Origin of the sequence: Alteromonas sp. 14N.309.X.WAT.G.H12, from assembly GCF_036697315.1 — a bacterium.
Lineage (GTDB): Bacteria > Pseudomonadota > Gammaproteobacteria > Enterobacterales > Alteromonadaceae > Alteromonas.
In genome coordinates this window covers 16,465-31,120 of record NZ_JBAHZB010000042.1, presented here as the reverse complement: position 1 = coordinate 31,120, position 14,656 = coordinate 16,465, and the positions used below count along the sequence as shown (strand labels likewise).

The 14,656-nt window shown below is 47.1% G+C and carries 11 protein-coding genes; 4 read left to right on the top strand and 7 right to left on the bottom strand.

Annotated elements, in window-relative coordinates:
* Positions 1-21 precede the first annotated feature (21 nt).
* The gene (locus tag V5298_RS12010) at positions 22-807 is read right to left on the bottom strand and encodes a hypothetical protein (protein ID WP_332931688.1); all 786 of its coding nucleotides are present in this window, start codon (positions 805-807) and stop codon (positions 22-24) included.
* Between the two features lie 299 nt (positions 808-1,106).
* On the opposite strand from V5298_RS12010, the gene glnK reads away from it, so the two are divergent.
* Both glnK and V5298_RS12000 read left to right on the top strand, forming a co-directional pair.
* Positions 1,107-1,445, top strand: coding sequence for a P-II family nitrogen regulator (glnK, locus tag V5298_RS12005; protein ID WP_216029581.1), 339 nt, complete (start codon positions 1,107-1,109; stop codon positions 1,443-1,445).
* Between the two features lie 29 nt (positions 1,446-1,474).
* The gene (locus V5298_RS12000; protein WP_332931687.1) at positions 1,475-2,710 is read left to right on the top strand and encodes an ammonium transporter; all 1,236 of its coding nucleotides are present in this window, start codon (positions 1,475-1,477) and stop codon (positions 2,708-2,710) included.
* Positions 2,711-2,829: 119 nt separating this feature from the next.
* On the opposite strand, the gene V5298_RS11995 is transcribed toward V5298_RS12000, so the two are convergent.
* Both V5298_RS11995 and V5298_RS11990 read right to left on the bottom strand, forming a co-directional pair.
* Positions 2,830-3,675 (bottom strand): glycosyltransferase family 2 protein, encoded by an 846-nt coding sequence (locus V5298_RS11995; RefSeq protein ID WP_332931686.1) that lies wholly within the window; start codon positions 3,673-3,675, stop codon positions 2,830-2,832.
* A gap of 84 nt (positions 3,676-3,759) precedes the next feature.
* On the bottom strand, positions 3,760-5,826 hold the full coding sequence (locus V5298_RS11990; protein ID WP_332931685.1) for a catalase: 2,067 nt from the start codon (positions 5,824-5,826) through the stop codon (positions 3,760-3,762).
* Between the two features lie 332 nt (positions 5,827-6,158).
* Here V5298_RS11990 and V5298_RS11985 point away from each other — a divergent pair, with 332 nt between their 5' ends.
* Positions 6,159-7,076: a Dyp-type peroxidase gene (locus tag V5298_RS11985; RefSeq protein WP_332931684.1), complete on the top strand. Its 918-nt coding sequence runs from the start codon at positions 6,159-6,161 to the stop codon at positions 7,074-7,076.
* A 20-nt stretch (positions 7,077-7,096) separates the two neighbouring features.
* Here V5298_RS11985 and V5298_RS11980 read toward each other — a convergent pair whose 3' ends face one another.
* The 3 genes from V5298_RS11980 to V5298_RS11970 are packed head-to-tail and all read right to left on the bottom strand — an operon-like array spanning position 7,097 to position 10,510.
* Entirely contained in the window at positions 7,097-8,179 is a 1,083-nt protein-coding gene (locus V5298_RS11980; RefSeq protein ID WP_416351175.1) for an adenylate/guanylate cyclase domain-containing protein, read from the bottom strand.
* 31 nt (positions 8,180-8,210) lie between these two features.
* Positions 8,211-9,494: a glutamate-1-semialdehyde 2,1-aminomutase gene (gene hemL, locus V5298_RS11975; protein ID WP_332931682.1), complete on the bottom strand. Its 1,284-nt coding sequence runs from the start codon at positions 9,492-9,494 to the stop codon at positions 8,211-8,213.
* A gap of 5 nt (positions 9,495-9,499) precedes the next feature.
* Positions 9,500-10,510 (bottom strand): aspartate carbamoyltransferase, encoded by a 1,011-nt coding sequence (locus tag V5298_RS11970; RefSeq protein WP_332931681.1) that lies wholly within the window; start codon positions 10,508-10,510, stop codon positions 9,500-9,502.
* Positions 10,511-10,793: 283 nt separating this feature from the next.
* Here V5298_RS11970 and V5298_RS11965 point away from each other — a divergent pair, with 283 nt between their 5' ends.
* Positions 10,794-11,507, top strand: a complete 714-nt coding sequence (locus tag V5298_RS11965; protein WP_332931680.1) for a DUF2982 domain-containing protein — start codon at positions 10,794-10,796, stop codon at positions 11,505-11,507.
* On the opposite strand, the gene V5298_RS11960 is transcribed toward V5298_RS11965, so the two are convergent.
* Positions 11,491-14,640: a hybrid sensor histidine kinase/response regulator gene (locus tag V5298_RS11960; RefSeq protein ID WP_332931679.1), complete on the bottom strand. Its 3,150-nt coding sequence runs from the start codon at positions 14,638-14,640 to the stop codon at positions 11,491-11,493. The genes V5298_RS11965 and V5298_RS11960 overlap by 17 nt on opposite strands.
* Positions 14,641-14,656: the final 16 nt, after the last annotated feature.

The following is a 14,656-nucleotide window of genomic DNA, read 5'->3' as shown; positions in this document are numbered from 1 at the left end:
CTGTGGTTGAGGCAACCGTGTTTATGACGGTGGCTTGCGCACGGAGTCGTCTTTTTTCAATCGCGCATCAATAAATTTTTCAAAATCTGCACCACGGGTAGAGCATTTCATGTTTCCGCCGGTGAACTGAGAAAGAAAACTTAGTGATTTACTGGCCATATTACTGCAATCCACCATCTTAGGTGGCGGCCCATTGAGGTATTCTTCCTCGGTTTTATTTTTGCGGGGATCCACAATATGGGGAGACTTATGCTCCTGGCGATACTCCCGCGCCACGTCTTCAGCTTGTTCTTGCAATTTTTCGGCTTGATGGCGATTAAAATATGCATCCAATGCCTTTCGTGAAGAAAGAGAGGTGGCCGGCGCTGTTCCTTTATCACTGGCAACCGGCGGCGAAGGCGCAACTGCTTGAACCTCAGGTTCAACGGGCTTTTTAGGCGCAGCATCTTCAGCCACCGGCTTTTCGGGAGCGGGCGTTTCAGGTGCCGGTTTTGATGGTGCAGGGGTTGAAGGCGGCGTAGTTACCTTCTCATTTGTATCCGGCTGCACTTCCGGAATCACTTTCTCTTCTTTAGGCGTGATAACTTCCGGTTCTACCTTTTCTGCAACCGGTTGCACATCTTGTTGCTGTTCAACGGGGGCCGGTTTGGGTTTTGGCGAGGTATATAATCTGGCCTTTATGGGCTCAATGTCTGGCGGTGGCGGAAGTTCGGATTCGCCATGCCCCACCAGAATAAGGAAAACCAAGCCAACATGAAGTAAAACAGAAATAGCAAACACCCATCGGCTCTTCGTTTTTTGAGCCATTGGCGGCGGTGTTCTATGAGGTGAGAAAAAAGCGTCATTATAAATTTCCATACCCATCAAAGACCGTGATTCCTCCAAAGAGTTCCATTTGCGAATTTCACATTAAAAAAACATCAGGCACTGTTATGGTGCAGTCGCAACCAGTTGCCTTAAATTGGTGCGCATTTTTGTTACATTTTATTTTCTTTTGTCGCTAACATATTGAAATACATGTTTTTTAATTTATGGCACAGGACTTGTGTTGTGCTCTATACCCCGCTACGAGCGAAGACAAAAAAATCATTATTTGGGAGTAACACATGAAATTAGTCACAGCTATCATCAAGCCATTTAAGCTGGATGATGTTCGTGAAGCCATTTCAGAAATCGGTATCGATGGTTTAACCGTTACCGAAGTGAAAGGGTTTGGACGACAAAAAGGCCATACAGAATTATACCGTGGAGCTGAGTATCAGGTCGATTTCCTACCAAAAGTAAAACTTGAGATTGCCGTTCAGGATGATCAGGTTGAGCGTTTGGTTGAAGCCATCGTAGGTGCTGCGAAAACAGGCAAAATCGGAGACGGTAAAGTATTTGTTTACAGTCTTGAGCATGCTGTTCGTATACGTACAGGCGAAGCTGACGCAGACGCGCTGTAAAAAACAAAAGAAGAATTGCGGAGAAAAAAATGGAAATCACATTTGAACTTGGGTATGCATTAGATACCTTTTATTTCCTGATTTGCGGAGCGCTCGTCATGTGGATGGCAGCAGGTTTCGCAATGTTAGAAGCGGGCCTTGTCCGTGCTAAGAACACAACAGAAATTCTGACTAAGAACGTCACTTTGTTTGCTATCGCTTGTACCATGTACATGATTTGTGGCTATGACATCATGTATGGCGGCGGTATTTTCCTTGACGGTATCGTTGGTGACGGTGCCACAGGCGTGATTGAAGATGCGGCCACTTATGCGCCTTCAGCCGATTTTTACTTCCAGGTTGTATTCGTTGCAACAGCCATGTCAATCGTATCTGGTGCGGTTGCTGAACGTATGAAACTGTGGGCATTTCTTGCCTTTGCTGTGGTGATGACAGGCTTTATTTATCCTATGGAAGGTGCATGGACTTGGAACGGCGACGCTGTTTTCGGTATGTACGTACTTGGTGATATGGGCTTCTCTGACTTTGCCGGTTCCGGTATTGTTCACATGGCTGGTGCTGCAGCGGCTTTAGCTGGTGTGCTGGTACTTGGTCCTCGTAAAGGCAAATATACTGCTGACGGTAAAGTCAACGCCATTCCAGGTGCTAACTTGCCATTAGCAACATTAGGTACATTCATCTTATGGATGGGCTGGTTTGGCTTTAACGGTGGTTCAGTTTTAGCGACCTCTTCAGTAGAAAACGCTAACGCGGTAGCTGTAGTATTTATGAATACCAACGCAGCCGCTGCCGGTGGTGCTATTGCCGCGTTAATTCTGGCTCGCATCATGTTTGGTAAAGCGGACCTGACCATGGTACTTAACGGTGCCCTCGCAGGTTTGGTGGCCATTACTGCTGAACCTTCAACACCTACGCCTTTACTGGCGACCTTGTTTGGTGCTCTAGGTGGTTTGCTAGTGGTACTGTCTATTATCTTCCTTGATAAGCTGAAAATTGATGATCCTGTGGGCGCGATTTCTGTTCACGGTGTGGTAGGTCTATTAGGTCTTATTCTGGTACCTTTCACAAATGAAGGTTCTACCATCACAGGTCAGTTGTTAGGTGCAGCCACTATCTTTATCTGGGTATTCGTTACCAGTCTGATCACTTGGGTTATCATTAAAGCCATTATGGGTGTCCGAGTTTCAGAAGAAGAAGAATTTGAAGGTGTTGACGTTAGCGAGTGTGGTTTGGAAGCATATCCAGACTTCACTTCAGGTCGATAGACTTCAAAAACGAAGCTACGATCGGGCAATCATAACAATAGCAATAATGCCCGACTCACCTCGACTCAAACCCCGCATTTGCGGGGTTTTTTCATGTCTCTTGCATCGTTCATTGCTATTTATGCAGACTGCTGTAACCGATGAGGGGCAGTCACTAAATGAGGTTTGAGATCATCCTCGTCCGGGATGGTTTTGACTTTTATCCCTGTTTGGCGGTAATCGGCATTGATAAACCCCGCGTCTACCAAACCCTGTAATGCATCACAGCGTGGGTATACGCCCCATTTTTGTCGATAAGTTTGTGCATTACTGACAATATCGCAAAGATGATTTACCGGTGGGTAATAATGAGGATGAAATTGGGTAAAAACCGTTCCCGCTATACGCACCAACGCCATACCTTGTTTGCTGCATGTGGTGGCAAAGTCGATATCTCCAATACCATATCCGGTGTAATGCTGGTCGAATCCACCTAGGGCCTGATAGTCATTGCGGGTGATGGCAAAGAATCGGGTATTAAAGTGATCGAAATGTAATGAACGGCCAGACAAGCCATGTTGCTGAGACAATTGAGCCAACATTTTCATATTTACGTCATCTAGTACATATTCAAATTCAGTGACGCCTGCGGTAACTATTTTCCCGTCTTTCACTGATTCGGTGACTTTACCCAATAAATCTGGAGGACAAATACAGTCAACATCCAAATACAGGGTGATGGGCGTCGTGCAGGCTCTAAAGCCTTTATTGCGGGCCTTGGCAATAGGCAGCTCGTCACAAGTAGTAAACCGGTGACGAATAGCGAACTTATCACTACTTATCAAAGATTCACTGCAAGGGGGGGCCATCCAAACAATGATCAGCTCTTCGGGCAGGTGCTCCGAGTGCTCTAAACTACTTATAAGGTTGGACAACTGACGAATACGCCCTTTAACGATAGTAACAATACTAAATGGAGTGTTCATAATGCTGTCTCTTTCAGTTGAGTCCTAGCGGACAAAAACAAACATGCTGAGCATAAAATCTTGGGATATACGCAGCGCTCGATATTACCTATCCCAGACTCTAAGTGTAGACAACTGGGACACAAAGGTATGAGATCCCTGCTCACTCAGGTTTATCCAGCCATAATCAATTTCATCTGCTAGACCGGCTGATTTTACTAATGCCAACGCGTCGGCAGTAAAGCCAATAAACTTTTGGTGTGCATGGGCATCGAGAAGGAAGTCTTTTGCTTCGGGTTTGGTACTTAACATTTGTGCGCCTTCCTCAGAGGTAAGAAGCAATACAGCGTCATACAAGACCGATGGACCCCCATCGATTTTTTGCTGCGCCTTCACGTAAGTTCCGTCATCGGAGATGGCGCCGCCGATAGTGGGGGCAATGACTTCGTACATGGCACCTTCTGCTTTAAGGGCATCGATAACCTGATTAGATAGCTTGCCGCTAAAGCCATCCGTAAGGAGGATCCCTAACTTTCTTCCTCGAAAGCTGGAAGGGCCATTTTTTAAAATACTCAATGCATCTGAAACCGGTAAATCATCCCGGGTCGCCATTGCTGCTTCTGCCGCGGCTGGCATATCCTTAAAGCCAAGTCCTTCTGCAACCTTGTTAGCAAAATTGCTGTCTACATTGAGTAGATGACTTACTACTCGTTCACGTACCGCTAAATGCTCGACTTTGGATAGTTCGAATACGAAGGCATCTTGCATATGTTGTTGTTCAACCTGGGTTTGGCTGAGTAAGAATTGTCTCGCTTGGCTGTAGTGATCGCTAAAGGTTTCAGAACGATGCCTGCCCTTTTCTCCGTTTACTTCATCTGCATGGGAAGCAAAGCCTTTTGACGGGCACTCTCGGGGATTATCTTTATTTCCTGCCCATGAGTTCGGTTCATAATTAGCTCTGCCTTTAGGGTTATGCATTGCCATGTGGCCGTCTTGCTGAAAGTGGTGCATGGGGCATTTGGGGGCGTTGACCGGAATGTGGGTGAAGTTGGTTGAGCCTAACCGCTTAAGTTGGGTATCAAGATATGAAAAGTTACGGCCCTGCAGCAGTGGATCGTTAGTAAAGTCGATACCTGGAACAATATTTTGTGTACAAAAAGCCACTTGTTCTGTTTCGGCGAAAAAGTTATCTACCACCCGGTCGAGAACCATTTTACCGATAACTTTTACGGGCACTTGTTCTTCTGGAATTAACTTAGTGGCGTCAAGTACGTCAAAATCAAAGTTGTCGGCGAAGGTTTGATCAAATATCTGTACCCCCAACTCCCACTCTGGATAATCTCCATTTTGTATGGCCGCCCACATATCTCGACGATGAAAATCAGGATCTGCACCGTTAATTTTTAGTGCCTCATTCCATACCACCGACTGCATACCGCCTTTCGGTTTCCAATGAAATTTTACATACTTCATTTCTTGTTGTGCATTGATAAATTTAAAAGTGTGAACGCCAAAACCTTCCATAAAGCGCAAGGAACGGGGGATGGCGCGATCTGACATGATCCACATCAGCATGTGTGTGGATTCCGGTGACAAACTGACAAAATCCCAAAAATTGTCGTGGGCAGTTTGGGCTTGAGGAAACCCTCGGTCGGGTTCTTGTTTGGCGGCGTGTATTAAATCGGGAAACTTAATCGCATCTTGAATAAAGAACACGGGCATGTTGTTGCCTACTAGGTCCCAGTTTCCCTGCTGAGTGTAAAACTTTACTGCAAAACCGCGCACATCACGGGCGAGATCCGGTGAGCCTTGATTCCCTGCCACGGTAGAAAATCGCGCAAACACCGGGGTTTTCTCTCCTTTACGTTGAAAGAGATCTGCACGGGTGAGTTCCGAAATAGGATCGTAGGTTTCAAAGTAACCGTGGGCGCCATATCCCCTAGCATGAACGACCCGCTCAGGGATCCGCTCGTGGTCGAAATGGAAGATTTTTTCGCGCATCACATGATCTTCTAATGCGGCAGGGCCGCGGACACCGGCTTTCAGTGAATTTTGGTCGTCACTGACTGGACAACCTTGGGCCGTGGTCAGAGTAGGGTGGTCTTTATCTGTGGTTTGATGGAGCTCGCCGCCAGCACCTTGCTTTTGGTCATATTTAAAAGATTCAGCCATAATTGTACCTTTTTATCGTGATGATAGAATCGCGCGGTAGCGATAAACCCACTTACTGCGGGAGTGCTTGGAAGGAAGCAAGGAGGGTTCCGTATTTAAAATTTAGCGATATCAATAAGTTGAGCTATTATTGGGGGAGGCAGGTAAACAAAATTTACAAGGGCCTTGTAACTATTACAATGGCGTTGTTTTCTCCTTTGTCCTCTGGCCTTGGTGTATACTCTGAGGCTAAGGCTTCATCTTGTTGAAACGTTGGACAAATTGCCTGTTTTTAAGCCACACTGTTAACACATACCCGAATAACAATAACCCACGGATGATGGGAAGGATTTATGACTCAACCTCAAAAAGGGGTGTGCGCCGAGCCCAATTTACATGCCCAGTATCTGATGCTGAATGTTGTCGATGATGACGTCGAAACCATTAGAGGCAAGTTGGCTCGTGTGCTGGATATTTTTGATGCCTATGATAATGAGCATTACGAAGCCATGTTAACGGGCATGGTGGCCGTGGGCTCAACCTTTTGGTCTGAGTTGTATCCCGGACTGCTGCCCAGTGAGCTCGCCCCTTTTCCTGATATGCAGTGTGAAGATAGAACGGCACCGGCAACGCCCTGGGATCTATTTATTCAAATTCGGGCCGATCGGTTGGATATTTGCCATGCCGTGGCCATTGAAGTGATGGATTTATTGCGTATTCATGTAGAACTGGTAGAACAGGTGCGGGGGTTTAGGTACTTAGATGGGCGGGATCTTAACGGCTTTATCTATGGCGCTGATAATCCCCGGGGAATGTTACGTCGCAAAGTGGCCATTATTGAAGATGATGAAAGTGATTTTATTGGTGGTAGCTATGTGCATGTGCAACGGTTCCGTCACGATCTACGTCGCTGGGAAAGCCTTTCTGCCCGGCAACAGGAACAAGTGATGGGCACCACCCGTGAACATAATCTCGCTAGCCCAGAGCAAAATGCCATGTCCCATTGTGTGCGAGCCAGTACCCTCAACCCTACCGATAACCAGCCTGGACTTATTAAACAAGGGATGCCTTATGGTGACTTGACCACCCAAGGGCTGTTTTTTGTTAGCTGTGCTGCCAGTGCCCGCCCTTTTAAACTCATGCTGCACAGTCAGGTATTTGGCACCGGAGACGGTGATTACGACCGCTGGTTAGATTACACCTGTGCGGAATCTGGCGCGGCATTTTTCGCCCCATCATTAACCTTTATACGCAAGCAGGCTGGCCGCTAAACAGGGTTAATCGCCACCGGCTATTTTTGTAGCTCGTAAGCGCCATCCCAATTTTCGTCGAACATCTTGCTCTGATATTGTAGACAAATATCGATATGGTGTTGTGCCAGACGATCATCAGGATGAAGGGATTTGGCTTTGAGAAAATGGGCCAGTGCATCTTCCCATTGCCGACGGATACGGCATGCTAATCCTGCGGCAATGTGCTCCTGAATGGAAATACGTTTTTCCTGCTCTTGCTGTTCTAGGTGATCTAAGACCTCATAAATTTCCAAGGGCGCGCGACGACCTTTCACTCTCACCCAATCCAGCAAACGGGTTTTTATGGGGTAGTCGTCCCCTAAGGTTTCCAGCGTTTGGGCACTGACGATAATATCGGCATTGTACGTGGGCGTTAAGGATTCTAAGCGATAGGCAATATTCACACTATCACCAATCACCGTGGTGTCCATTCTGTCATCGCAGCCGACCGTGCCCATGATCACCGGCCCATAATGGATCCCTATGCCCATATTGATGGGCACATACTCGCAATTGTCCCGATGCGAATTATACATAATCAATGCTTTACGCAGATCAAGGGCAGCCTGAATGGCATCTTGTACTTTATCTTTGGGGTTACCGCCAGGATGATCAAATAAGGCCATAATGGCATCGCCGATGAATTTGTCGATAAAGCCATGATTTTGATGAATGGGATCATTCATTCTAAGGAAGTATGAGTTTAAAAACCCCATTAGTTCCTGCGGGCTGAGCCGCTCGGATAGACTGGTAAAACCGCGAATATCAGAGAACAAAATAGCCACTTCATCTTCATCGGCGTGACCAAGTTCCAAGGTGCCAATGCCCCCACTTTTGGCAAAATGCTCAACAAACTGCCGGGGGACGAACTTCTGAAAAGTCTTGCTTAACTGCATGGCCTCATCGGCCTTATCCAGATAGCTGGCTTCGCGTTCGTGTTCTGAGTTGACAATCGGGGCTTGCCGCGGCTGCAAGGAAGACTGCTCGTCACTGTATGTACGACCCTTACGTTTCCACTGCACCAAAATAACGGTGGCAACAATGCTATATACAAAAAGGATAAGGCAAATAACCCAGATCATCATCACCGTCACTACACCCTAGCAATACACATTACAATTGACCAAACACGCGATCAGCGGCTTGGAGTGTCTTTTCTATCACATCAGGGGTGTGAAGTTTGGAGACAAAACCGGTTTCGTAAGAGGCTGGGGCAAGATAAACGCCCTGCTCTAGCATGCCATGATAGAAGGTTTTAAACTGCTCCTGATTGCAGTTAATGGCTTGGGTATAATTGGTCACCCGCTCAATATCGGTGAAAAAGAGACCAAACATACTACCGGCCACGTTGGTGGACAGGGCAATGCCATGACGTTTGGCGATATCTTCAAAACCGGCGGCCAATGCAGCGGTTTGGGTGAAGATTTCCGCGTACATGGCGTCGTCATCAAGTTGGGATAATGCGGCTAAACCGGCGGCCATGGCGACGGGGTTGCCAGACAATGTGCCTGCTTGATATACCGGGCCGGTAGGCGCAATATGTTCTAGAATTTCCCGCTTTCCGCCAAACGCGCCCACAGGCATACCGCCACCGATAACTTTGCCTAAGCAGGTAAGGTCGGGCTGGATGTTGTATCTTGCCTGCGCGCCGCCTTTGGCTACACGAAAACCTGTCATCACTTCGTCAAAGATCAATAGCGCACCGTACGTATCACAAATGCTTCTGAGCCCTTCAAGAAAGCCCGGTACGGGAGGGATACAGTTCATGTTACCGGCGACGGGCTCAACAATAATACACGCAATATCGTCGCCATGGGCCCGGAAGGTTTCTTCCACACTGTCTAGGTTGTTATATTCAACGGTAAGGGTGTGCTGGGCGACATCGGCCGGCACGCCAGGGGAACTGGGTACACCTAAGGTGAGTGCGCCAGAGCCGGCTTTTACAAGCAAGGAGTCAGCATGGCCATGGTAACAACCTTCAAATTTCACCAGCTTGTTTCTGCCGGTATAGCCTCTTGCCAGTCGAATGGCGGACATGGTGGCTTCGGTGCCTGAATTGACCATACGTACCATTTCCATTGAGGGGACCAAGCGGGTAACCGTTTCCGCCATGATGATTTCAGCCTCAGTGGGTGCGCCAAAACTCAGGCCATTTTGCGCCGCTTCGATGACGGCATTGCGGATCTGGGCATTATTGTGACCGAGTATCATCGGCCCCCAGGATTGCACATAATCAATGTATTTATTGTCGTCGGCATCCCAGATATAAGGCCCATCGGCTTTTTTCATAAAGCGAGGTGTGCCACCAACGGCTTTGAATGCACGTACAGGGGAATTTACGCCACCGGGAATGGATTTTTGTGCTCGTGAAAACAACTGCTCAGATTTAGACGTCATAATTATTAACTCTTGTTGGTGTACCAGACCACATCGTGTTCGTATTTGCTTACCAGATGCTCAACGCCCAAGGTGAGTGCAAATAGGGCCATTCTTACCAGAACGCCATTGTCGGTCTGGCGAAAGATTGCCAGATTTGGGTTGGAATTGAGATCATTATCCAGTTCATTGGCTTCCATTCGTGAGTCACGGGGAAGGGGATGCATGATCACTGTTTTAGATTGGAAATGTCGCGTATAGATAGTTTGATTCAAGCGAAAACGACCGCGATATTTATTGGCTTCATCCTGGGACGGGAAGCGTTCTTCCTGAATACGTGTTTGGTAACAAATATCCGCATCTACCATGCCGTCGATATGATCCGTAATGGTTAAACGGTGGCCGGCATTTTCAATGGCACCGATCACGTTTTCCGGCATGGCAAGTTCCACCGGTGAAATCAGTGTAAAATGAATATTTTTATACAGGCATAGTAATTTAGACAGTGAATGCACGGTGCGACCATAGCGTAAATCGCCAATCATGGCGATATGCAAGCCATCGATGCCTTTGCCGTTGTATTCTAGTTCCCGTTGAATGGTGTAGAGGTCAAGCAGCGCCTGAGTGGGGTGTTCGTTGGCGCCATCGCCGCCGTTGATAACCGGTACCCGACTGCCTTCGGCAAATTCACTTACCGAGCCGGCCTGGGGGTGACGCATGGCGATAATATCCGAATAACCACTTAGCACCCGGGCAGTGTCGTATAAGGATTCACCTTTAGCTAATGCGGAATTACTCATGCCGGTGGTTTCTCTGACTTCACCACCTAATAAGTTAAAGGCGGTACCAAAGCTGACCCGTGTTCGGGTACTGGGCTCGAAAAACAGATTACCTAAAATGGCTCCGTCTAGAACAGAGGTTCTTTTTTGGCGACGGGCATATGGCTCCATGGAATGCGCCACGGTAAAGATTTTTTCGATAGCGTCGCGTTCAAATTGATTGACCGAAAGAATATGATGACCAGTGAAGTATGACATAGCGCTCTTAAGAAAAGTATTAACCGGCGTAGTTTAGCAAAATACCGCCATTGTGTAGAGTGAAGTTAGCGAATAAACAATTGTGTATGTTGTTCGTGCTTGTGTTGTACACTATTGCTCGGTTAAGAGATATGTGCTTACAGTAAAGAGAATGACATGGGGAACCGTTATAAGCGCGGTCACGCGTCACAAAAGAAGTCCTGGTGGCACACCGATTGCCCCAGATGTCGACGAATGCGTTATACCCTTATTTGGGCGCTACTGATGTTTTTGGTGTATTTTTATGTCTGGAACTGACAACGATCCTATTTTTGTTCGCGCCACCTCAAAAGGCAATGGAATTACAGCACTGGTGATTGGTGTGGTAGGGTTAATTGTCTCTGTGTTGTGGCTAGCCCTGTTACCTCAGTGGTTATTTTTAGCCGGTATTTTTCTAACCAGCGCCTCGATTGTGACGCTGTTGATCGGTTACTTTAAACTACGTGAACCGCCGTTTAGCATTGAAATTTCATTGGACGAAATTTGCTATCATCATCGTCGCGGAAACTGGTTCTTACATTGGGACAATATTCAGCGTATTGACTGCCCTAAAATACATGATGGCTTGATGCACAAAGAGTTGGATGCGGTAGGGATCTGCATTAAAGATTACGGTGACTTTTTGGCCCGCATTTCACCACGGTTGGCCACCCATTTATTGATGGAACAACGCCCTCTGCTGGTACATCAAGCCAATAGAGACTGCCCATCGGGCGGGTGTTTTGATCAGGCTCAGTTTGACGATAAACACTATGCGGTTGAAAATGGCGAAACCTATACCGGGGTGAAGGCCATGTTAGCCAACAGAATGACCCAACTGCGTCAGCTACTGGGTTACGATATTTATATTTCCGGCACGGATATCGATCGTGAACCCAGCGCTTTTGTTGCCTTGCTACGGCAATGTCAATCGGCGCGACAAGCCCGTAAGGTGATGTCTGTTAAGTCGATGCCTTAAAATCCATATCATCCAGAAAGCGCTGGGACTCGGCTAACACCACCTTGGCTTCTTTAAGCAGGGCGCTTAAGTGTTCCTCCACCAAAAAGTGTTGTTCCTGTTTTAGCGCCGATTCCAGTTCCGAGGCAATGGCTTGTAATTTGGGCACGCCGGTATAACAACAGGCACCGTGTAATTTGTGGACTTCTGCCAACAGGTCGTTGTAATTCTTTTCTTCCCACAAGGACGCTAATTTACCCGTGCATTCCGGTAATAGCTTAATAAAATCATGCAAGAGCATTTTGGCGGTTTCGGGTTGCTGATTGGTACGTTTTACAGCCAGTTGCCAATCCATTGTGGGCAAAGATAAGGCCGCAGGCTCAGCATGCTGGCACCAGCGCTTAATTAAATCGAGTAATTCGCCCATTTCCATGGGTTTGGGTAAATAGTCATCCATACCCGAAGCCAATAGCCGCTCTTGCTCTTCTTTAAACGCATGGGCCGTTACTGCAATTATGGGGGTGCCCATATTCAATGCGGTTTTACGAATAAGGCGAGAGGCTTGTAGCCCATCCATGCCCGGCATCTGCACGTCCATTAATATCAGATCATATTCATCGGTTTGGCAGCGATTCACCGCATCTTGGCCGCTCATGGAGGTGGTTAAGCTGACTGGTGAGTGATCTAACCAAGCGTGCAGCAGCTTAAGATTCATTTCCATATCATCGACGGCAAGTATGCGGGTTTTAGGCAAGTTATTAACCTTGTTTTGCAACGGATTTTGATGTTTTGCCGATTTTTGATGCAGTATGCCTTCCAGTTTGGTGACGGTTAGGGGCATCCGTATTTGTTCATGGAAATGTTGTGTCAAACTGGGGTACTGATTAAATGGCTCTGGGCCGGAGTACCAGAGGATCCGTTTTTTGGCAGGAAAGTGCACCAGTTCGCTTAGGTAGGCGTTACGCATATCCAGTTTTGTTAGTGGCACAGTGGCAAATAATAAGTCGGCTTGAAATTGCAGGGATTTTAAAAACGCCAAAGACTCCACACTGGTCACATTGGCACCTAAACGGCTAAGAATAGAGGCAGAGGCACGGCGGGTGTCGGGTAAAGGATCTACCAGCACAACCCGTTTACCAATCCAGTCTGAATGGGGAGATAAGATGTATTTTTGGCTTAGCTGATTGGTTCTAAGGGTGACGTTAAAGGTACTACCCAGCCCCGGCGTACTGATCAAATCCAGTTCCCCGCGCATAAGACGAACCAGTTCCCGACATATCACCAAGCCTAACCCTGTGCCCTGATAGTTTCTGTTTAAGGCATCATCAACCTGAGAAAACGCACTAAAGAGTTTTTTCTTGTCTTGGCGACTAATACCGATCCCCGTATCTTCAATACGAAACCCGATTTCATAGATGCCGTGGGGCAGTGAATGACCACTCACCGCAAGGGTAATAGAGCCTGAGGGCGTGAACTTTAGGGCATTACTGAGCAAATTATTCAGTACCTGCTTGATGCGAAACATGTCACCGATGAGTTTTTCAGGCAAGGGCGCTAATTCGAAAACAAACTCAAGACGCTTTGAATGTGCCGATTTCGACATCAGGGTGACCATATCTTCAAGTAACTGATTCGGCGAGAAAGGCTGGTTGTTGATTTCCAGTTTACCGGCTTCAATTTTGGAAAAATCAAGCACATCGTTAACGATACCCAACAGGTTATCTGCTGCGGTATTGATGATCCTTACCTGCTCTTGTTGCTCCACGGGCAGTGCTGCATGGGTCAGTTCCTTGCTAAAGCCTAAAATTGCATTGAGGGGAGTGCGTATTTCGTGGCTCATATTGGCCAGAAATTGGGATTTAACATTACTGGCATTAATGGCATCTTTTCGCGCAATGTCTAAGCGGGCATTTTGCTCTTCGATTAACTCCATGTTATTGCGCAGATCGTCAGTGGCTTGGGCTACTTCTGCTTCTAACTGCCCGCGACTTTTTTCCATCAGGGCAATAGAGAAAAGGCCCGACTCTAAGAACACGCAGATCTGGAAGCAATACGTGGTAAATTGATTGGAAGGCAATAAGCCGATGAAGCTTAACATCAAAATCAAAGCGCCAAAGGCTAGCGTGCTCCAGGCAAAAATAAAGTAGCGGGCCGGTTTGAAGTAGTTCATGAAGGCTTCAAAACCCGCGTAAATATAGCTGCATATGGCCACCAACCCTATGCCGTATACCAGATTGTTTTTCCAAATATGTGGTAACAGGTTAAACATGCATCCTAGGGCAATAATGGCCTGCAATATCAACAATGTGGTGATCACTGGATGGGCGTTGGGCGCGTGAATGCGGGTTTCTAAAAAGGTGAGGGTAAATACACCTGAGGTAATACCGATGAGCAAAAATATCAGTTCAGTATGACCGGCAAACCAGGGCTGAACCCCTTGGGGAAACAACAGATGAATGTGTCCGCCCCAGACAAATTGCCACAGTATCACGGCCAGGACATAGCCGACGTAGGCCAGTAAACTGGGCTCTTTTGCCCCCATAAATAAGACAAAGTTATACACCGCCAATATAAATAGCCCGCCGTAGAACAGGCCCCATAACAAACTGTCTATTTGCGTGTTATAGCTGTGAATGGCTTCGGGTTTCACTGATAAGGGAACAATTAAACTGGACGAGGCGCTTTCTACTCGTACGTAGAGTTCCAGCGGCGTATCCACGGGAAGGCGAGCACGCATGGTGGGCACGCGGTATATCTGTTCCGATTGTAATTTGCCCTGATGAGACTGCTGTAATACCTGATCGCCCTGAACCAGATACATGTCCACTTTGTCCAGTTGACTGAAATTAATGGTAAACACCCAGTCTTCGGTGTTACTGGCATTACTAAAACGGGTGACCAGCCACATGCCTTTGTTCTGAAACCCCAGATTGGAATTATTCGAAGTGAACCAGCGGAAATCTGACCGTCGATTAATGACTTCACCAATGGTTAACTTATTGTCATCCGTTTCGTAGTAAATTTCAAAGTTATTGGATAAATCTGATTCAACATTCTCGTTGATGAGCTGTAGCGTGGATTGCGCCTGAGTTGGCCCAATACATAGCAACCACAACAGGACAATACTGAACCAATACAACGGTTTTGCGGGCATAGGTATTTATTAAAAA

Coding starts and splice junctions, on each gene's coding strand:
- V5298_RS11965 (WP_332931680.1), top strand. CDS start 10,794: ATGTCTGGAACTGACAACGATCCTATTTTTGTTCGCGCCACCTCAAAA.
- hemL (WP_332931682.1), bottom strand. CDS start 9,494: ATGACGTCTAAATCTGAGCAGTTGTTTTCACGAGCACAAAAATCCATT.
- glnK (WP_216029581.1), top strand. CDS start 1,107: ATGAAATTAGTCACAGCTATCATCAAGCCATTTAAGCTGGATGATGTT.
- V5298_RS12000 (WP_332931687.1), top strand. CDS start 1,475: ATGGAAATCACATTTGAACTTGGGTATGCATTAGATACCTTTTATTTC.
- V5298_RS11995 (WP_332931686.1), bottom strand. CDS start 3,675: ATGAACACTCCATTTAGTATTGTTACTATCGTTAAAGGGCGTATTCGT.
- V5298_RS11990 (WP_332931685.1), bottom strand. CDS start 5,826: ATGGCTGAATCTTTTAAATATGACCAAAAGCAAGGTGCTGGCGGCGAG.
- V5298_RS11985 (WP_332931684.1), top strand. CDS start 6,159: ATGACTCAACCTCAAAAAGGGGTGTGCGCCGAGCCCAATTTACATGCC.
- V5298_RS11980 (WP_416351175.1), bottom strand. CDS start 8,179: ATGATCTGGGTTATTTGCCTTATCCTTTTTGTATATAGCATTGTTGCC.
- V5298_RS11960 (WP_332931679.1), bottom strand. CDS start 14,640: ATGCCCGCAAAACCGTTGTATTGGTTCAGTATTGTCCTGTTGTGGTTG.
- V5298_RS12010 (WP_332931688.1), bottom strand. CDS start 807: ATGGCTCAAAAAACGAAGAGCCGATGGGTGTTTGCTATTTCTGTTTTA.
- V5298_RS11970 (WP_332931681.1), bottom strand. CDS start 10,510: ATGTCATACTTCACTGGTCATCATATTCTTTCGGTCAATCAATTTGAA.